The 18518-nt window shown below is 74.0% G+C and carries 14 protein-coding genes, 1 pseudogene and 2 riboswitches; of the genes and pseudogenes, 11 read left to right on the plus strand and 4 right to left on the minus strand.

Features of this window, described 5'->3' with window-relative positions; genetic code table 11:
- Positions 1-120: 120 nt before the first annotated feature.
- From ABD946_RS42760 to ABD946_RS17390, 4 genes and pseudogenes are all read left to right on the plus strand, one after another.
- A pseudogene (locus ABD946_RS42760) lies at positions 121-369 on the plus strand (MFS transporter); the annotation flags it as partial.
- A 103-nt stretch (positions 370-472) separates the two neighbouring features.
- On the plus strand, positions 473-1525 hold the full coding sequence (locus ABD946_RS17380; RefSeq protein ID WP_425558643.1) for an MFS transporter: 1053 nt from the start codon (positions 473-475) through the stop codon (positions 1523-1525).
- Between the two features lie 33 nt (positions 1526-1558).
- A riboswitch (cobalamin riboswitch) is annotated at positions 1559-1677 on the plus strand.
- Positions 1678-1776: 99 nt separating this feature from the next.
- Positions 1777-2826 carry a prenyltransferase/squalene oxidase repeat-containing protein gene (locus ABD946_RS17385; RefSeq protein WP_345284553.1) on the plus strand — a complete coding sequence of 350 codons (1050 nt, stop codon included), beginning with the start codon at positions 1777-1779 and terminating at the stop codon, positions 2824-2826.
- A 20-nt stretch (positions 2827-2846) separates the two neighbouring features.
- On the plus strand, positions 2847-3293 hold the full coding sequence (locus tag ABD946_RS17390) for a flagellar hook-length control protein FliK (RefSeq protein WP_345284555.1): 447 nt from the start codon (positions 2847-2849) through the stop codon (positions 3291-3293).
- A gap of 169 nt (positions 3294-3462) precedes the next feature.
- Here the strand turns inward: ABD946_RS17390 and ABD946_RS17395 are convergent, their stop codons facing one another.
- Together ABD946_RS17395 and ABD946_RS17400 are read right to left on the minus strand one after the other, a co-directional pair.
- Positions 3463-4611, minus strand: a complete 1149-nt coding sequence (locus tag ABD946_RS17395; RefSeq protein WP_345284557.1) for a serine hydrolase domain-containing protein — start codon at positions 4609-4611, stop codon at positions 3463-3465.
- A 42-nt stretch (positions 4612-4653) separates the two neighbouring features.
- Positions 4654-5829: a serine hydrolase domain-containing protein gene (locus tag ABD946_RS17400; protein WP_345284559.1), complete on the minus strand. Its 1176-nt coding sequence runs from the start codon at positions 5827-5829 to the stop codon at positions 4654-4656.
- A gap of 215 nt (positions 5830-6044) precedes the next feature.
- Positions 6045-6250, plus strand: a riboswitch (cobalamin riboswitch).
- Here ABD946_RS17400 and ABD946_RS17405 point away from each other — a divergent pair.
- From ABD946_RS17405 to ABD946_RS17415, 3 genes are all read left to right on the plus strand, one after another.
- Positions 6235-7094 (plus strand): IS5 family transposase gene (locus tag ABD946_RS17405; RefSeq protein ID WP_425558645.1). Its coding sequence is split into 2 segments (ribosomal slippage): positions 6235-6592 and positions 6592-7094, totalling 861 coding nucleotides; the frame shifts between segments, so codons are not numbered across the junction. Its footprint overlaps the riboswitch before it by 16 nt.
- 224 nt (positions 7095-7318) lie before the next feature.
- Positions 7319-9628 carry a 5-methyltetrahydropteroyltriglutamate--homocysteine S-methyltransferase gene (gene metE / locus ABD946_RS17410; protein ID WP_345284560.1) on the plus strand — a complete coding sequence of 770 codons (2310 nt, stop codon included), beginning with the start codon at positions 7319-7321 and terminating at the stop codon, positions 9626-9628.
- A gap of 366 nt (positions 9629-9994) precedes the next feature.
- A complete protein-coding gene (locus tag ABD946_RS17415) occupies positions 9995-11515 on the plus strand; it encodes a prenyltransferase/squalene oxidase repeat-containing protein (protein WP_345284562.1) in 1521 nt (506 codons plus the stop codon).
- A gap of 419 nt (positions 11516-11934) precedes the next feature.
- Here ABD946_RS17415 and ABD946_RS17420 read toward each other — a convergent pair whose 3' ends face one another.
- A complete protein-coding gene (locus ABD946_RS17420) occupies positions 11935-12144 on the minus strand; it encodes a hypothetical protein (RefSeq protein WP_345284564.1) in 210 nt (69 codons plus the stop codon).
- A gap of 342 nt (positions 12145-12486) precedes the next feature.
- Here ABD946_RS17420 and ABD946_RS17425 point away from each other — a divergent pair, with 342 nt between their 5' ends.
- From ABD946_RS17425 to ABD946_RS17435, 3 genes are read left to right on the plus strand one after another with little or no spacing between them, the layout of a single operon-like run.
- Positions 12487-13692 carry an energy-coupling factor transporter transmembrane component T gene (locus ABD946_RS17425; RefSeq protein WP_380150411.1) on the plus strand — a complete coding sequence of 402 codons (1206 nt, stop codon included), beginning with the start codon at positions 12487-12489 and terminating at the stop codon, positions 13690-13692.
- Positions 13689-15332, plus strand: a complete 1644-nt coding sequence (locus ABD946_RS17430) for an ABC transporter ATP-binding protein (RefSeq protein ID WP_345284568.1) — start codon at positions 13689-13691, stop codon at positions 15330-15332. The genes ABD946_RS17425 and ABD946_RS17430 overlap by 4 nt, the downstream gene beginning before the upstream one ends.
- Positions 15329-16156, plus strand: coding sequence for an ECF transporter S component (locus ABD946_RS17435; RefSeq protein WP_345284570.1), 828 nt, complete (start codon positions 15329-15331; stop codon positions 16154-16156). Before ABD946_RS17430 ends, ABD946_RS17435 begins: the two co-directional genes overlap by 4 nt.
- A gap of 122 nt (positions 16157-16278) precedes the next feature.
- On the opposite strand, the gene ABD946_RS17440 is transcribed toward ABD946_RS17435, so the two are convergent.
- The gene (locus ABD946_RS17440) at positions 16279-17073 is read right to left on the minus strand and encodes a hypothetical protein (RefSeq protein ID WP_345284572.1); all 795 of its coding nucleotides are present in this window, start codon (positions 17071-17073) and stop codon (positions 16279-16281) included.
- Between the two features lie 282 nt (positions 17074-17355).
- On the opposite strand from ABD946_RS17440, the gene ABD946_RS17445 reads away from it, so the two are divergent.
- The gene (locus ABD946_RS17445) at positions 17356-18087 is read left to right on the plus strand and encodes a DUF7873 family protein (protein ID WP_345284574.1); all 732 of its coding nucleotides are present in this window, start codon (positions 17356-17358) and stop codon (positions 18085-18087) included.
- Positions 18088-18518 lie beyond the last annotated feature (431 nt).

Below are 18518 nucleotides of genomic sequence, written 5' to 3' on the forward strand. Positions count from 1 at the left end.
TGAAACTACTTCACCATGGAGGTATCTCGCGTGGACAACCCGTCCGCCACCCACGGCGAATCCGCCGGGCCCCACCGTCGGCGCTGGCTGGTCCTGGTCGCGATGCTCGTCGCCGAGGTCATGGACCTGCTCGACGCCTCGATCGTCAACGTCGCCGGGCCCGACCTGGAGGCCTCGCTGGGGGCCGGTCCGACCGGCCTGCAGTGGGTGATCGGCGGCTACACCCTGACCCTTGGCGCCGGGCTGGTGCTCGGTGGCCGGCTCGGCGACCGCTACGGCCGGCGCCGGATGTTCCTGATCGGCCTGACCGCGTTCACCGTCTGCTCGCTGCTCTGCGCCCTCGCGCCCGACACCGGGTCACTGATCGCCTTCCGCCTGCTCCAGGGCACCGCCGGGGCGATGCTGCTGCCCCAGGGCCTGGGCCTGCTGCGGGAGAACTTCTCCGGCCCCCGAACTCACCAAGGTCTTCGCGGTGTTCGGCCCCGTCCTCGGAATGGGCGGCATCATCGGCCCCGTCCTCGGCGGCTTCCTGATCGAGGGCGACTTCTTCGGTCTCGGCTGGCGGTCGGTGTTCCTGGTCAACCTGCCCATCGGCCTCGCGGCCCTGCTGGTCGCCGCGAAGTCCGTCCCGGGGCGGCCGGGCGACCGCGGCGTGCGCGTCGACACCACCGGCGCGGCCCTGGTGGCGGCGTCCTGCGCCCTGCTCGTGCTACCGCTGAACCAGGGTCAGGAGGACGGCTGGCCGCTGTGGACCTGGCTGTCGATGGCGGCCGCCGCGACGGGCTTCGCCCTGTTCGCCGCCCAGCAGCGCCGGACGGCGGCGGCGGGCCGCGAACCGCTGGTGACCCCTGGCCTGCTGCGCAAGCCGGCCTTCACCGTCGGGCTCGGCGGCATCGCCCTGTTCTTCTGCGGACTGGTCGGCACCCAGCTGGTCCTGACCCTCTACCTCCAGATCGGCCACCACTACACCGCCGGCGAAGCCGGGCTCGGCAACCTGCCGCTGGCCGTCGGCACCGCGATCGGCGGCGCCGTCAGCGGCGCGTTCCTCGCCGACCGGATCGGCCGCCGGGTGCTGCAGATCGGGCCCGCGGTGCAGCTGCTCGGCGCCGGGCTGCTCTGGTACGAACTCGACGGCCTCGACGCGGCCCCGTTCTCGATCGTGGACGTCCTCCCCGGTGTGACGATCGCGGGCATCGGCTCCGGGATGGTGATCGCCGCCCTGTTCGGCTTCGTGCTCGCCGCCGTCGACGACCAGGAGATCGGCTCCGCCTCCGGTGTCCTCTCCGCGGTCCAGGCGGTCGGCGGCTCGATCGGCGTCGCCGTCTTCGGCTCGGTGTTCTTCGCCCGCGCCGGGACCGGAGACTTCTCCACCGGCTTCCAGCACGCCCTGCTGGTCCAGGCCTGCCTGCTCGCGGCCTTCTTCGCGATCACCTTCCTGCTCCCCGCCGCGGCCCGGCCCGAGGAGGAGCAGCACGGGGCCCTCCCCGTCTCCGCCGGGACGCAGCAGCCGGTGACCCGTCCTTGACCCCGGCTCCGGGGCGCCGGGATGATGGGCCGTCAGATCTTTGACTCCGCCGTTGGGGGAAGCCGGTCCGAAGCCGGCGCTGACCCGCAACGGTAGGCCGCCGGCCCCGGTCGGTGGCGAGCCCGGACACCCGGCGGCGGAGGTGTGTGCCCACTCCTCCCGTCGTGGTCTGCGGGCCGGAGCCTCGCGGGCTGCCCGGCATCAGGGGCGGCGCCGCCGGGCCCCTGCGTCCAGGCCCGGAAAGGCAGTTCATGCTCGCGCTCCGCCGCTCCCTGGGTCTGCTCGCGATATCCGCGCTCGCCCTCACCGCCGCTCTGCCCGCCACCACCGCCTCGGCGACCGCCGGAAGCGGCGCCACCCTGCGGCCGGACGCCGCCGCGGCCGGATGGCTGGCCCGCCAGTTGGTGAACGGCGACCACTTCGAATCGGTCTTCGACGGCGTCGCCTACCCCGACCAGGGCCTGACCGTCGACGCGGTGCTCGCCTTCGCCGCCTCCCGGAGCTCCGACCAGGCCGCCGCCAGGGCCACCGCCTGGCTCGCCCAGCCCGCCACCACCGCCGGCTACCTCGGCGACGGCACCACCGAGGCCTACGCCGGTGCCACCGCCAAGCTGCTGCTGGCCGCCCAGGTCCGCGGCGCGGACCAGGCCTCGTTCGGCGGGGTCGACCTCCCGGCCCGGCTGCGCGGGCTGCAGACGCCGTCCGGCCGGTTCGCGGACCGCTCCCAGTGGGGCGACTACAGCAACACCTTCGGCCAGTCCCTGGCCGTCCTCGCGCTGCACCGCACCCCGGCCGGTGCCCCGGCCGCCGCCGTGGACTTCCTGGCCGGCACCCAGTGCGCGGACGGCGGCTTCCCGGTCGCCCTCGGCCAGAGCACCTGCACCGCCGACCCGGACGCCACCGCCCTCGCGGTCCAGGCACTGGCTGCCACCGGCCGGACCGCGAAGGCGGGTTCGGGCCTCGGCTGGCTGACGGCGCACCAGAACGCGGACGGTGGCTTCGCCGCCGCAGGGGCCACCGCCTCCAACGCCAACAGCACCGGCCTGGCCACCGCCGCCCTGCTCTCGGGCGGCCGCTACGCCGCCGGCCTCAAGGGCTGGTCCAGCCTGGTCAAGCTCCAGCAGGGCTGCTCCGCCACCGCCGCCAACCGCGGCGCGGTGGCCTACGACGCCACCGGCTTCAACGCCGCCACCGCCAACCGGGCCACCGCCCAGGCCGTGCTCGGCCTCTCCGGCGCCTCGCTGGCCACCCTCTCCGCGCACGGCGCCCGCCCGGACGCCCCCGCCCTCGCCTGCCGCTGACCCGAAGGAGCCCGAGGACCATGACCACCAGAAGAACCTTCGGCGCGACCGCCCTCGCCACCGGGCTGCTCGCCGCCTCCGCCGTGGTGACCGCCACCCCCGCCCAGGCCGCCGCCTGCTCCGGCACCTCCGGCGTCACCGTGGTGGTGGACTTCACCGCCGTCGGCGGAGGCATCCAGACCGGCTGTGCTCCGGGCGACCCGGCCAGCGGCCTGGCGGCGCTCACCGGAGCGGGCTTCTCCTACTCCTTCCACTCGCGCTTCCCCGGCTACGTCTGCAAGATCAACGCCCTGCCCACCACCTGCACCGCTCCCAGCGGCTCGGCCTACTGGTCCTACTGGCACGCCCAGCACGGCACCCCCTGGGTCTACAGCACCCTGGGCGCGGGCAGCTACAACCCCGCCCCCGGCGACGTCGAGGGCTGGGCCTTCGGCGCCGGCACCCAGCCGGGCATCACCGCCCCCTGACGCCACGTCATCCGCCGGTGCCCCGGCCGACCGGGCGGCGATCAGTGGGCACATTTTTGGCACAACGCCACTGTGGATAAGGCAAGTTCCGGAAGAAGGTCGGCCCCCGCCCGACCTGCGGAGCACGGGGCTCCGCAGACCGGGCGGGGGTGGCTCGCGACCGGCGCGATCAGCGGCAGAGGGCCGCGTCGACCGCGTCCACCACCCGCTGCCCGGCGGCCGCGTCCGGGACGGTGGTGACGGTGACGGTCGCGGCCCGGCCGTCCTCGGTGGCGCCGCCCCGGGTGCGGTGGCCCGGGGAGGTGCCGCCGTGGCCCCAGACCAGCCCGCCACAGCTGAGCGGCCGGCTCTGGATGCCCAGGCCGTAGCGGACCCCGGGGCCGAACAGCTCGGCCGGGACGGTGGTGCGCATCTCGGCGAGCTGGGCGGCGGGCAGCAGACGGCCCGTCAGGAGTGCGCCGTAGAAGGCGTTCAGGTCGGAGTTGGTGGACACCACCGCCCCCGCCGCCCAGGCCATCGAGGCGTCCATCGCGGTGTAGTCGACCAGCGGCGCGCCCGGTGCGGTGCGCAGGTAGCCGTGCGGATGGGCCTCCCGGATGGCGGTCTCGCCGACCGCCGGGACGTAGGTGCGGCGCAGGCCGATCCGGTCGATGACCCGCTTGGTGACCTCCTCCCCGTAGGGGCGGCCGGTGACCTTCTGGATCAGCAGGCCGGCCACCAGGTAGTTGGTGTTGCTGTACTCCCAGGAGGTCCCGGCCGCGAACCGGGCCCGCTGCGCCAGTGCCCCGTCGAGGAGTTCACGCGGCTCGAAGTAGCGGTACTGGATGGTGGTGAAGTCGGCCAGCGCGGGGGCGTCCATGTAGTCGGGCAGGCCGCTGGTGTGCTGGAGCAGCTGACGGACCGTGGTCCTCCGTCCGTCGATGCCGTCCCCGCGCAGCAGGCCGGGCAGGTAGGTGTCGACGGACGCGTCCAGGGCGACCTTGCCCTCGGCGACCAGCTGGAGCACCACCACGGCGGTGAACGCCTTGGTGTTGCTGCCGGCCCGGATCTGCCCGTCCACCGGGACCCGGGCGCCGGTGGCCAGGTCGCCGACACCGGCGGTGTAGGTGCGGCTGCGGCCGTCGCGGCCCTTGACGGTGGCCAGGGCGGCGGGCATCCCGTCGTCCTTCACCAGCGCGTCGAGGCGCTGCTGCACGACGTCCGGGCGCGGCCCGGCGGAGGCCTCGGCCGGGGCCGGGGCGAAGGCGGTCAGGGCGAGCCCGGCGGCGGCGGTCGCCGTCACGGCGTACCGCAGCCGCTGCAGGGCGTGTTGGTTCATCAGGACTCCACTGGTGCGGGGGAACTGTGCGGGGGGCGGGGGTCAGCGGCAGAGCGCCGCGTCCACCACCTGCTCCACGCGCTTCGCGGTCTCGGGGTTCGGGATGGTGGTCACCGCGACGTTGACGGCCCGTCCGTCCTCGGTGGCGCCGCCGACGGTCTCGAAGCCCGGGATCGCCCCGCCGTGGCCCCAGGCGAGGCCGCCGCAGGAGAGCGGTCGGCTGACCAGCCCGAGCCCGTAGCGGGCACCGGGGCCGATCGCCTCGGCGGGGACGGTGGTGCGCATCTCGGCCAGCTGGGCCGCGGGCAGCAGGCGGCCGGCCAGCAGCGCGCCGTAGAACCGGTTGACGTCGCTGTTGGTCGACACGACGGCGCCGGCCGCCCAGCCCCAGGACGGGTCCAGCTCGCTGTAGTCGCGCAGCGAGCCGTCGGCGGTGCGCTGGTACCCCTTGGGGTGGGCCTCGTGGATCGTCCGGTCCCCGGGAGCGGGGAAGTAGGTGTGCCGCAGGCCGATCCGGTCGATGACCCGCTTGGTGATCTCCTCGCCGAGCGGACGCCCGGTGACCTTCTGGATGATCAGGCCCGCCAGCAGGTAGTTGGTGTTGTTGTACTCCCACTGGGTGCCGGGGGCGGAGTGGGCCTTCTGGGCCAGCGCGGCGTCGAGGAGTTCGCGCGGCTCGTAGTAGCGCCCGGGGTCGCTCAGGACCGCGCCCTGGTTCACGTACTCGGGCAGGCCGCTGGTGTGCTGGAGCAGCTGACGGACCGTGATCTTCCGGCCGTCGATGCCGTCCCCGCGCACCAGGCCCGGGAGGTAGGTGTCGACGGACGCGTCCAGGCCGACCTTGCCCTCGGCGACCAGTTGGAGGATCACCACGGCGGTGAACGCCTTGGTGTTGCTGCCGATCCTCACCTGCCCGTCCACCGGCACCTTGGCCTTGGTGACCGCGTCGCCGACACCGGCGGTGTAGGTGCGGCTGCGGCCGTCGCGGCCCTTGACGGTCACCAGGGCGGCGGGCACGCCGTCGTTCTTGACCAGGGCGTCCAGGCGCTGCTGCACGGCGTCCGGCCGTGGGCCGGCGAAGGCCTCGGCCGGTGCCAGGGCCCCGGCCAGCACGGCGGCGGCGGTCGCGGCGGTGACGGCGGCGGCCACCCCTCGGCGGGTGGTGCGGCGGGTGGTGCCGCGGGTCGGGCGGTGCTGCTGCGGTGCGTGCTCGTTCATCGTCGGGCCCCTCCGGTTCGGGCGCCGGACCTCGTCCCGGCGCCCTTCCAGAGGACCATCCGACGGACCGTCAATCCGTCGTCGCCCGGGACGAGATGATCTCCGGGAACGTGCTCCGGGGGCGGGCCCGCCCCCGGGACCGTGGTCCTGGGCCCGTCTCGAAGCCGCTTCCGACATGCGGACGTGCGGGACAGGACCGGCGCGGGGGCCTAGGGTGGGGACCGCAGTCGGTTCGCCCTGACAGCCGGTCAGGTGCGTCGCAAGAGGGAACCCGGTGACGCCTTTCATCTGGCCATTCCGGGACTGCCCCGCAGCGGTGAGTGGGAACGACCGCCGTCACACGCACTGGGCCCGTGACGGGCCCGGGAAGCGACGGCCACTAGGCCGTTTCTTTCAGATCATCGGATCGTTGGATCTGATGTGTCGTTGACTGATGCCCAGTGGGCGCGGATCGAGCCGTTGCTGCCGGACCGGGCACCGAAGCGGGGTGGGAGGTGGCGTGATCACCGGCAGGTGATCGACGCGATCGCGTTCAAGTACCGCACCGGGACGCCTTGGGCGGACCTGCCCGAGCGGTTCGGGTCCTGGAAGGGCGCCCACAACCGCCTGCGGATGTGGGCGCTCGACGGCACCTGGGAGAAGGTCTTCACCGCTCTGCTCGCCCAGGCGGACGCCGACGGCGACCTGGACTGGGTCGTCGCGGTCGACTCCACCGTCGTGCGCGCTCACCAGCACGCGGCCGGAGCCCGTCAAAAGGGGCTCCGGCCGACGAGCCCCACCACCATGCCCTCGGACGCTCCCGCGGCGGGCTGACCACGAAGATCCACCTCGCCGCTGACGGCAACTGCCGGCCGCTCGCCTTCGTCCTCACCCCCGGACAGGCCGGCGACGCACCGGAGTTCGAACACGTCATGGCCCGCATCCGCGTCCCCCGACCCGTCGGCAGACCGAGAACCACGCCGGAGGCGGTCCTGGCGGACAAGGCCTACTCCTCCCGCGCGATCCGCGCCCACCTGAGAAGGCGCGGCATCCGGGCCGTCATCCCGCAACCCGCCGACCAGGTCGCCAACCGCAAACGCCTCGGCCGACGCGGAGGCAGACCACCCGCATGCGATTACGACACCTACAAGCGCCGCAACACCGTCGAGCGGTGCATCAACAAGCTCAAGCAGTGGCGCGGCCTGGCCACCCGCTACGACAAGACCGCCACCATCTACCTCGCCGGACTCCACCTCGCCGCCATCTTCATCTGGTCAGCGCGATGATCCGAAAGAAACGACCTAGGAGTCCGCCCTGTCCAGGACGGACGTGCCCGCGAGTCCGAAGACCTGCCACTGCCCGCGTGCACCCCGCACGCGGTGATCTCGGTGACCTCGTGGGCGGGTCGACGGAACGGACGGGCACATCCTGGTGCCGCGTCCGCACTGTCACACCTCCTCGCCCGCGCGCCCTCCCGGGATCGCAGCGCGACTCGCGAAGGAGAGTCTCCGTGACCACCAGCACCACCGCCTCGCAGGCCACCGTCCACGGCTACCCCCGGCAGGGGCCGAACCGTGAGCTGAAGAAGGCGATCGAGGGCTACTGGAAGGGCACCGTCACCGCCGACGCCCTCCACTCCACCGCCGCCGAACTCCGGTGCGCCAACTGGCGCAGTCTCGCCGGGGTGGGCATCACCGAAGTCCCCACCGGGGACTTCTCGTTCTACGACCACGTGCTGGACACCACCGTGGCCGTCGGCGCGATCCCGGCCCGTCACCGTGCCGCCGTGCAGGCCGACCCGCTGGACGGCTACTTCGCCATGGCCCGTGGCAACCAGGACGTCGCTCCGCTGGAGATGACCAAGTGGTTCGACACCAACTACCACTACCTGGTGCCGGAGTTGGGTCCGGACACGGTCTTCGCGGCGAACTCCGCCAAGGCGGTCGGCGAGCTCCGCGAGGCGATCGCGCTCGGCCACAAGGGCCGCCCGGTCCTGCTCGGCCCGCTGACCTACCTGCTGCTCGCCAAGCCCGCACCCGGCGTGGCCTCCGACTTCCAGCCGATCACCCTGCTCGACCGCCTGCTGCCGGTCTACGCCCAGCTGCTGGCCGAGCTCAAGGCCGCCGGCGCCGAGTGGGTCCAACTCGACGAGCCCGCCCTGGTCCAGGACCGCACCCCGGCCGAACTCAACGCCGCCACCCGGGTGTTCCGCGACCTCGGCGCGCTGACCGAGCGTCCGAAGATCCTGGTCACCACCTACTTCGACCGGGTCGGCGACGCTCTGAAGGTCCTCGCCAAGGCCCCGGTCGAGGGCGTCGGCCTCGACTTCACCGGCCCGGCCGCCGCCAACCTGGCCGACCTCGCCGCCGTCGGCGGCCTGCCCGGCAAGCGCCTGGTCGCCGGAGTGGTGGACGGCCGCAACATCTGGATCAACAACCTGGAGAAGTCGCTCGCGACCCTGGCCACCCTGCTCGGCCTGGCCGACCGGGTGGACGTCGCCCCGTCCTGCTCGCTGCTGCACGTCCCGCTGGACGCCGCCGCCGAGCCCTACATCGACCCGCAGATCGCCCGCTGGCTCTCCTTCGCCCGCCAGAAGACCACCGAGGTCAGCCTGCTCGCCCGCGGCCTGCGCGAGGGCGCCGACACCATCGCGCCCCAACTCGCCGCCAACCGCGCCGACCTGGCCTCCCGGGCCGGCTCCCCGATCACCCACGACCCGGCCGTCCGGGCCCGGGTCGCGGCCACCACCGAGGCGGACGCCCACCGCGGGCAGGCCTACCCGGAGCGGGCCGCGGCCCAACGGGCCAGGCTCGCCCTGCCGCTGCTGCCCACCACCACCATCGGCTCCTTCCCGCAGACCGCCGAACTCCGCATCGCCCGGGCCGACCTGCGGGCCGGGCGGATCGACGCGGCCGCCTACCAGGAGCGGATGCGGGACGAGGTCCGCGAGGTGATCGAGTACCAGGAGAAGGCCGGCCTCGACGTCCTGGTCCACGGCGAGCCCGAGCGCAACGACATGGTCCAGTACTTCGCCGAGCAGCTCACCGGCTACCTCGCCACCCAGCACGGCTGGGTGCAGTCCTACGGCACCCGCTACGTCCGCCCGCCGGTGCTGGCCGGCGACATCTCCCGCCCGACCCCGATGACCGTCGAATGGCAGCGCTACGCCCAGTCCCTGACGGACCGTCCGGTCAAGGGCATGCTCACCGGGCCGGTCACCATGCTCGCCTGGTCCTTCGTCCGCGACGACCAGCCGCTCGGCGACACCGCCCGCCAGGTCGCCCTCGCCCTGCGCGACGAGGTCACCGACCTGGAGGCCGCCGGAGCCGCCGTCATCCAGGTCGACGAGCCCGCCCTGCGCGAGACCCTGCCGCTGCGCGAGGCCGAGCGTGCCGCCTACCTCGCCTGGGCCACCGAGGCGTTCCGCCTCACCACCTCGGGCGTCCGCGCCGACACCCAGGTGCACACCCACATGTGCTACGCCGAGTTCGGCGAAATCCTCGGTGCCATCGAGGACTTGGACGCCGACGTGATCTCCCTGGAGGCGGCCCGCTCGCACATGGAGGTCGCCCACGAGCTCTCCGGAGCCGGCTACCCCCGCGAGGTCGGGCCCGGCGTGTACGACATCCACTCCCCCCGGGTGCCCTCCGCCGAGGAGGCCGCCGCCCTGCTCCGCGCCGGCCTGGCCGCGATCCCGGCCGATCGGCTCTGGGTCAACCCCGACTGCGGCCTCAAGACCCGCGCCTGGCCCGAGACCCGGGCCTCCCTCGAGAACCTGGTCGAGGCCGCCCGGACGGTACGGGCGGAGCTGACGGCCTGACCGCCCTTCCGGGGCGGGTGCGGGCGGCGCCGTGTACCGCTCGCACCCGCCCCGGAGGGACCGCCGTGACCCCGATCACGGTGCGCCCCAAGCGATCTGACACATCGTTGACGCTCTTGACCGCACCGTGGTCTGATGGACCGCCTTTCCACCCTTGGCGTCAGGGGAAGCCGGTCCGACTCCGGCGCTGACCCGCAACCGTGGACCCGCCCACCGGGCGGGTGAGCCGGAATGCCTGCGCCGGGACGTTCGTCAGCTATACGTGCGTCGTCGCGGACTACGACGCGGTCCAGACGGGATCGCCCGCTCCCCGGGCAGGCCCGTCGGCTGCGCCGGCACCCCTCGTCGACCGACCAGGGAGTCACCGTGAGGGTCAGCAGCAGGAGCAGCGGCAGGGCCGGTCGCGCGGGCGACGGCACGGGCGGTGGCGGGTACGGGGCCCGGAGTCCGGCCTCGGCCCTGCTCGCCAGCCTCCTCGCCGTGACGGCCGCCGCCACCGTGCTGTTCGGCCACCCCGGCAGCGCCTTCGCCGATCCACCCGCCCGCACGCCCGACCTCGCGAAGGGCGCCCGCTACCTCACCGACCCGGCCCGGCTGCTCGACGGCCACTACCACGAGGCCTTCCCCGACTCCGGGTCCGCCGACTTCGGACTCACCCTGGACACCGCCTTCGCGCTGGCGGCGACCGGCGCCGACGACGCCGCGCTGCTCCGGATCGCCGACTTCCTCGACCAGGGGGGCCGGGACGGCACCGGTTTCACGGTCGACGACTGGACCGGCATCGGTACCGAGGGCGCCGCCGGAGGCTCCCTCGGCAAGGTGGCCCTGCTCGCCGAGACCGTCGGGCGTGACCCGCGCGACTTCGGCGGCCACGACCTGATCGCCGCCCTGGACGGGGCGGTCTGCGCCCGTGCCGACGAGGCACTCGGCTGCGCGGCACCGGGCAACTACACCTGGACCGGCTCGGTCTTCGCCCAATCCCTGGGCGTCATGGCGCAGTTGAGGGCCGGAGACATCCAGGGCGCGGGCGCACCCATCGCCTACCTGCGCAGCCTGCAGCAGCCGGCCGGCTCCTGGCCGAGCCTGATCCCGGCCACCGCCGCCGCCGACGTGGACAGCACCGCGATGGCGCTGATGGCCCTCTCCCTCGTCCCCGGTGACGAGGCGACCAAGGCCGTCGAGCAGGGCCTGAGCTGGCTGGCCGCCACCCAGGCGCCCGACGGCGGCTTCCCCGGCGCCGCCGGGAACTCCACCAACTCCGCCGCCCTGGCGGTCCAGGGCCTGAGCCTGCGCCAGGACCTCTACGCGGCACGGGTCGGCAAGGCCGTCGAGTTCCTGGCCGACCGGCAGAACCCCGACGGCGGCTTCGACGTCGCCTCCGCCGGACAGCCGGGCTCGGACGTCCGGGCCTCCGCCCAGGCCCTCGGCGGGGTCACCGGGAGGTCCTTCGGCACCCTCCGGCGAGTCCCCGGCACCACCCCCACGGACCCGGGCACCTCACCGTCGCCGTCCGCCTCACCCTCGCCCTCGCCGTCGCCCTCGCCGTCGCCCTCGCCCTCGCCCTCAGCTTCCGAATCGCCGTCCCCGTCCGCCTCCCCCTCTGCCTCGGCTTCGGCATCGGCATCGGTCTCCTCGTCGCCCTCCCCCTCCCCGAGCGACCCCGCCTCGCCCACCCCCGCCCCCAGCACCAGCACGCCGCTCCCCACCGCGACGAGCCCGGCGGGCGTGGCCCCGGACCAGAGTGGACCGCCGACCACGAACCTGGCCCGGACCGGCACCCGAGCACTCGAACTCCTCGCCCCCGCAATCCTGTTGACGGTAGGTGGTGCCGCGATCCTGGTCGCCCTCCGCCGCAGGACCGCCTCGCCCTCCGGGAAGCACCGGTGATCCGCCCCGCACGCCCACGCCGCCCCGGCCTGCCCGGCACCGCCGCCGGGGCGCTCCTCGCCCTGACCTTCGGCGCGAGCACGACCCCGGCCGCCGCCACGCCCCTGCCGCTGGACCAGTGCACGACCACCAGCGGCGTGGTGCTCGCGGTCGACTTCGGGCCCTGGGGCGGCCCGCTGCTGCGCTCCTGCGGCACCACCCCCCACCACGGGCTACACCCTGCTGAACCAAGGCGGTTGGAAGTCCACCGGCACCAGCCACGACGGGCCGGCCTTCATCTGCCGGATCGGCTACAGCGGCCACGACGGGGGCCGGGGCTACCCGACGCCCGAGCAGGACAGGTGCGTCCAGACCTCGCCCACCACCGCGTACTGGTCCTACTGGTACGCCGATCCCGGCGAGAACACCTGGACCTACAGTCAGCTGGGCGCGGTCAGCCACAGGCCGCTGCCCGGCAGCGTCGAGCTGTGGGTCCACGGCAAGACCGACCTCGCGGGCACCCAGGGCAGGCCCGCCATCTCCCCGGACAGCGTCCGTGCCCACAACACCACCCCCGGTGGCGCCCCGGCGACCACCACGACGCCACCGCCACCGGCCTCCGGCGGCACCACCACGGGCCCCACCGCCACCCAGCCCGCACCTGGCGCCACCAAGCCCACGACCTCGCCAACCGCACCACCCACCACGGGAGTTCCCGCCCCCTCCGCCACTCCCGACGGCGCCACCCCCGTCCCCGGGACCTCCGTCGAACCGCCGCCCTCCCCTCCCTCCGACCCAACCTCACCGACGCCCACTCCCACCGACGTCCCGGCGCCCTCCGCCTCCAGCCCCACCCCCGTCGACGCCGCCCCGGCCGCCGACGCCCCGCGCCCGACGGACTCGATGGTCCCGGCCGTCGTCGGTGCGGCCCTCGTGCTCGTGCTCGGCACCGCCACCGCCGTCACCGCACTGCGCCGACGGCGCCGGGCGGAGTGAGCGCGGTGGATCGACCCGTCAAGTCCACCGAGGGGTTCGCCCCGGTCGCCGGGCGGGTCCCCCGGGACCTGCACCCCGTCGCCTGGTGGATCTGGGCCCTCGCGCTCGCCACCGCCGCCAGCCGCACCACCAACCCCTTGCTGCTGTTCCTTGTGCTCGGCGTGCTCGGCTTCGTGGTCACCTCCCGCCGCACCGAAACGCCGTGGGCCCGCGGCTTCAAGTACTACCTCTGGCTGGCGCTGACCGTGGTCGCCGTCCGGGTCACCTTCCGCTGCGTCTTCGCCACCGGCATCACCCCGCGCGACCACCTGCTGTTCTCCCTCCCGCGCGTCCCCACCCCGGACTGGTACGCGGGCGTCCAGATCGGCGGACCGGTCTCCCTGGAGGCCGTCCTGTCCGCCGCCACCGACGGGCTTCGGCTGGCCTGTCTGCTCTGCTGCATCGGCGCCGCCAACACCCTCGCCAACCCCAAGCGCGCGCTGCGCGTACTGCCGGGCGCGCTGTACGAGCTCGGGGTCGCCGTCACCGTCGCGCTCAGCGTCGCGCCACAGCTGGTGCAGAGCGTCCAACGGGTCTTCCGGGCACGGCGGCTGCGGGCCGGGCGGAGCAAGGGCCTGCGGGCCCTGCGGGGGATCGCCGTACCGGTGCTGGAGGACGCGCTGGAGCGCTCGATGCACCTCGCCGCCGCGATGGACTCCCGGGGTTACGGCCGGGCCGGCACCGCCACCCGGGCCTCCCGGCGGATGACCGGGGCCCTGATGCTGCTGGGCATGTGCGGCCTGTGTGCCGGGATGTACGGGCTGCTCGACGGCACGGCCCCGGCCCTGCTCGGCCTGCCCGCCCTCGCCGCAGGTTCGGCGCTCTGCGTCGGCGGCCTGCTGCTGGGTGGACGCCGGATCCGGCGCACCAGCTACCGGCCGGATCCCTGGCGGGCGGCCGAATGGGCCGTCAGCCTCTGCGGGGTGGCCGCCGCGGTCCTGCTCCGCGTCAGCGTCGGCTACGACGCCACCGAGCTCAACCCCTCGCTCCACCCCCTGAGTTGGCCGACCCTGCCGGCCGTCCCGGTGGTCGCCCTGCTGCTCGCGGCACTGGCCGGAGTGCTCTCCCCGCCACCGGGCCGCCCACTCGCGACCGCCACCACCGCTCCCGCCGGCCGACCCTCCACCGTCGGCGGCCGCACGCCCTCCGAGGTGACCCGATGATCCGCTTCGACCAGGTCGGCGTCCGCTACCACGACGCCGACCGCCCCGTCCTGCACGGCGTCGACCTGACCGTCCCCGAGGGCGAGCTCTGCCTGGTGGTGGGCCGCACCGGAAGCGGCAAGTCCACCCTGCTCGGCACCGTGAACGGCCTGGTCCCGCACTTCACCGGTGGCACCCTCAGCGGCCGGGTCACCGTCGACGGCCGGGACACCGCCCACCACCCGCCACGCGAACTCGCCGACGTGGTGGGCGTGGTGGGCCAGGATCCGCTGGCCGGCTTCGTCACCGACACCGTTGAGGAGGAACTCGCCTACGCGATGGAGCAGTTGGCCGTCGAGCCGGCCGTGATGCGCAAGCGGGTGGAGGAGACCCTGGACCTGCTCGGCCTCGCCGACCTGCGCCACCGGGGCCTCAGCGAGCTCTCCGGCGGCCAGCAGCAGCGGGTCGCCATCGGCTCGGTGCTCACCGCCCACCCCCGGGTGCTGGTCCTGGACGAGCCGACCTCCGCACTCGACCCGACCGCCGCCGAGGAGGTGCTGGCCGCGATCACCCGGCTGGTGCACGACCTGGGCGTCACCGTGCTGCTGGCCGAGCACCGGCTGGAGCGGGTGGTCCAGTACGCCGACCGGGTCCTCCACCTGCCCGGCGACGGCACCGTCCGGTACGGGGCGCCGGCCGAGGTCTTCGAGGAGACCGAGATCGCCCCGCCGGTGGTCGAGCTCGGCCGCCTGGCGGGCTGGCGGCCGCTGCCGCTCTCGGTCCGCGACGCCCGCCGGGCCGCCGCCCCGCTGCGCGAACGGCTGACCGGGCTCCCCGTTCCACCGGTACGCGAGCGACCCGGGGGTGGGGAGCCGGTGCTGACCGCCGATCAGGTCGTGGTCACGCACGGCCGGGTGGTCGCCGTCCGTGAGGCCTCGCTGGAGCTGCGCTCCGGCGAGGTGACGGCCCTGATGGGCCGCAACGGCTCCGGCAAGTCCTCCCTGCTGTGGGCCCTCCAGGGCTCCGGCCCGCGCCAGGGCGGCACCGTCCGGGTCACCCGGGACGGCGCGGGCCCTGCCGACCCCAAGAAGGTCGCGGCCGCCGAGGCCCGCCGCCTGGTCGGCCTGGTCCCGCAGACACCCACCGACCTGCTCTACCTGGAGACCGTGGCCCAGGAGCTCGACCAGGCCGACCGCGACGCGGCCCGTGACCACGAGGGCCCCACAGCCCGGCAGGTCCTGGACCGGCTCACCCCGGGCATCCCGGACCGCAGCCACCCGCGCGACCTCTCCGAAGGGCAGAAGCTGGCCCTGGTGCTGGCGATCCAGCTGGTCGCCGCACCGCCGGTCGTGCTGCTGGACGAGCCCACCCGTGGCCTGGACTACCGGGCCAAGGCCGCACTCACCACCATCGTCGGCCAACTGGCCTCCGAGGGACGGGCGGTGGTGGTCTGCACGCACGACGTGGAGTTCGTCGCCGCCTCCGCCGACCGGGTGCTGGTGATGGCCGAGGGCGAGATCGTCGCCGACGGCCCGACCGACGAGGTCATCGTCGCCTCACCGACCTTCGCCCCGCAGACCGCCAAGGTCCTCGCCCCGCTCCGCCACCTGACCACCGGTCAGGTGGCCCGGGCGCTCGCCCCCGCGGAGGCCGCCCGATGACCCTCCCCGCGGCCCCCGCCCTGCCCGCCGCCGTCCGGATCCCCGGCCGGGCCAGGATCGCGGTGACGCTGGCCGCCGCCATCGGCCTGGTCGCCTTCCTCTGGCCCTTCGTCGTCGCCCCGGGGAAGTTCGGCTCGGCCTACGCTCCCCCGTTGGTCTTCGGCGCGCTGCTGGCCCTGGTGCTGGCCGTGGTGATCGCCGAGATCTCCGCCGGTGGCATCGACGCCAAGGCGCTCGCCATGCTCGGCGTGCTCTCCGCCGTGAACGCCGGACTCCGCCCGCTCGGCGCCGGCACCGCCGGGGTCGAGACGGTCTTCTTCGTCCTGGTGGTCGCGGGCCGGGTCTTCGGCCCCGGCTTCGGTTTCGTGCTCGGCTGCACCTCGCTGTTCGCCTCCGCGCTGCTCACCGGCGGCGTCGGCCCCTGGATGCCGTACCAGATGTTCGGCTGTGCCTTCGTCGGCCTGCTGGCCGGACTGCTGCCCCCGCTGCGCGGCAGGGCCGAGGCCGCGATGCTCGCGGTCTACGGCGCCTTCTCCGGCTACCTCTTCGGCTTCCTGCTGAACCTCTCCTTCTGGCCCTTCAACCTCGACCCGACCAGCTCCATCGCCTACCTGCCGGGCCTGCCCTTCACCGAGCAGTGGCACCGCTACCTGCTCTTCGACCTCACCACCTCGCTCGGCTGGGACACCGGACGCGCCGTCACCACCGGCGTGTGCATCCTGCTGACCGGCCCGGCACTGCTCACCGTCTTCCGCCGCGCCGCCCGCCGCGCCGCCTTCGAGGCCCCCGTCCGCTTCACCCCGCCCGAGCCGGACGGCACCTGACCACGGGAGGCCGCCCCGGCCGAGCTCCCCGCCTTCGTCGCCGCCCTGCCCGAGCTGCTGCCGGTCCTGACGGCCGCCGCGACCGGCCCCGCACGCTTCACGGACCGACCGGCGCCCGGAGATCAGGGCCCGGCAGGCTCGGCGTTGTAGCCCGCGCGGACGGAGACCACCAGGACGGCGCCGTGCGCGGGGTAGGCGTCGGCGGCCAGCCGGTCGCGGCCGTACTGCTGCCAGTCGACGTAGTACCTCGTCCGCACCGTCGGGTACTTGAGCGCCACGTCGTGCAGAGCGGTCCCGTCGTCGAGGTACGGCAGGTGGGGTGCCTGGGCCATCTGCACGGTCGCCGTCGGCCGGCCGCCGTTGCCCCTGGCCTCGGCGGGGACGACGAAGTCGTCCTTCAGCGGCAGGGTGTACTGCATCCAGGCGACGTTCGGCCGCGCGGCCGCCACCGCGGTCTCCTCCGCGCTCGCGCCGCCGCCCGGGCTGTGCGCGTAGGCCAGCGCCTCGACCAGCCCGCCCTCCGTCCCCGCCCGGTTCGGGACCTCCCCGGCCCGCCAACCGGCGGCGGACAGCGCGGTGTCGACCTGCCGCAGCCGCTCCTTGAAGTCACCGTCGAAGGCCGAGTACACCGTGACGGTCCTGGTGCAGGTCACCGGGAGCCAGGTGTCCCGGGTGATCGCGAAGCCGTGGTCGACGGTGTCGGTCTCGCAGACGTCCGCCACGGTGGCGCCCAGGCGGGTGGCCCACGGCAGGGCGGCGCCCAACTGACCGAGCTGGCCGTCCAGTCGGGCGCTCACCACGCCTCCCGCAGCCCGGGCCGCCGCCGACCGCGCCACCTTCTCCACGCCGGGCTGCGGCTCGGGCCGCAGGCTCAGGTACCCCCAGACGGCCACCCCGGCGACCGCCGGCAGCACCACCAGTGCGACGGTGCCGCACCCGCGCGACCCACTCCCCCGTTCGGACATCGGGCCCGCCCCCCTGCGCCTTCGGCCACGTCCGCCCCGCACCGTACCCGAACCGAGCGGCACCCACCGGGCGGACACCGATCCGTTGCCCCGGAGCAACCCACCAGAGACCGGAGCGTCCGGTGCCCCGCCGACCGGGAGTGACGGAGCGTCAGTTCGCTTCGCGCGCAGTCGATCGAAGCCCTTCGAATAAATGACCGGAGCATCCCGGCGATTGCTGGTAGCTTCCGTGACGTGCCGAAGCTGAATCAGATCATCGCCGTCGAAAAGGGCGTCAAGTCCAAGTCCTTCCAGGAGCTCACGCAGGCGCACCACGACCTGCAGAAGCCCGCCCTGCTGGCCGGCATCGCCCGGACCTACCAGCCGAAGGACGAGGAGGGCGAGCAGTTGCCGCCCGAGTCGACCCGGGTCCAGGTGAAGGCCGAGGACGTCCTGCGCAGCACCGCCGCGACGCTGACCCGGCTGTTCGACGTGACCGCCACCAAGGACTGGGCGAACCGGACGGCCGCCGCCGACGTGGTGGTGGACGGCACCGTCCTGCTGGCCGCCGTCCCCGTGCCGTACCTGCTCTTCCTGGAGAAGCAGCTCACAGACCTCTACACCTTCGTCCGCAAGCTGCCGGTGCTGGACGCCGCCGAGTCGTGGAACCTCGATCCGTCGACGGACTCCTGGAAGACCGACGCGGTGCGCACCATCCGCACCAAGAAGGTGCCGCGCAACCACGTGAAGGCCGAGGCCACCGAGAAGCACCCGGCCCAGGTCGAGGTGTACTACGAGGACATCCCGGTCGGCTACTGGACGACCGTGAAGTTCTCCGGCGCCCTGCCGGCCCGCCGGGTCAACGAACTGACGGAGCGTCTGGAGAAGCTCCAGCAGGCCGTGAAGTTCGCCCGCGAGGAGGCCAACAACGCCGAGGTCTCCGACCAGCGGGTCGGCGACGCGGTGTTCGGCTACCTGTTCGGGTAGCCCCACGATCGCCCCCCGTTCGAGCGGGGGGTGCGCTGAAGAGCGCAAGCTGAAACTGATGTTGAAGCTGACCACGGGATGACAGTGGGGGTTCGAATCCCTCCCCCGGCACCACACGGGCCGGGGTGGCCCAATTCGGTAGAGGCACATCCCATGAATCTCAGATTCTCGCTCCAGTCTCAGTATTCGCCGCCGATCACCGGATCGACCGGGAGCGGACGATCTTCGACGGATGCGGGTTCAAGTCCCGCCTGCGCCTCTCACCGTGGCGCGGTAGTTCAACGGCAGAACACGTCGATCTCAGAATGATCCGCCCCCTTCAACGTGCCGGTGTGCGCAATTGGGTGGCATCTCAGGGGCCCGGGAGCTGGATACGTTCCCGGGTCCCGTCACGTTCCGCCCCGTTCGGGGCGCGGTGGGCCCTCGGCCCC

This window comes from Kitasatospora albolonga (genome assembly GCF_039535905.1).
GTDB lineage: Bacteria > Actinomycetota > Actinomycetes > Streptomycetales > Streptomycetaceae > Kitasatospora > Kitasatospora albolonga.

What these genes read in the sequence shown, in the direction of transcription:
- ABD946_RS17385 (WP_345284553.1), top strand. Translation starts at nt 1,777, where the DNA reads ATGCTCGCGCTCCGCCGCTCCCTGGGTCTGCTCGCGATATCCGCGCTC.
- ABD946_RS17390 (WP_345284555.1), top strand. Translation starts at nt 2,847, where the DNA reads ATGACCACCAGAAGAACCTTCGGCGCGACCGCCCTCGCCACCGGGCTG.
- ABD946_RS17395 (WP_345284557.1), bottom strand. Translation starts at nt 4,611, where the DNA reads ATGAACCAACACGCCCTGCAGCGGCTGCGGTACGCCGTGACGGCGACC.
- ABD946_RS17400 (WP_345284559.1), bottom strand. Translation starts at nt 5,829, where the DNA reads ATGAACGAGCACGCACCGCAGCAGCACCGCCCGACCCGCGGCACCACC.
- ABD946_RS17430 (WP_345284568.1), top strand. Translation starts at nt 13,689, where the DNA reads ATGATCCGCTTCGACCAGGTCGGCGTCCGCTACCACGACGCCGACCGC.
- ABD946_RS17435 (WP_345284570.1), top strand. Translation starts at nt 15,329, where the DNA reads ATGACCCTCCCCGCGGCCCCCGCCCTGCCCGCCGCCGTCCGGATCCCC.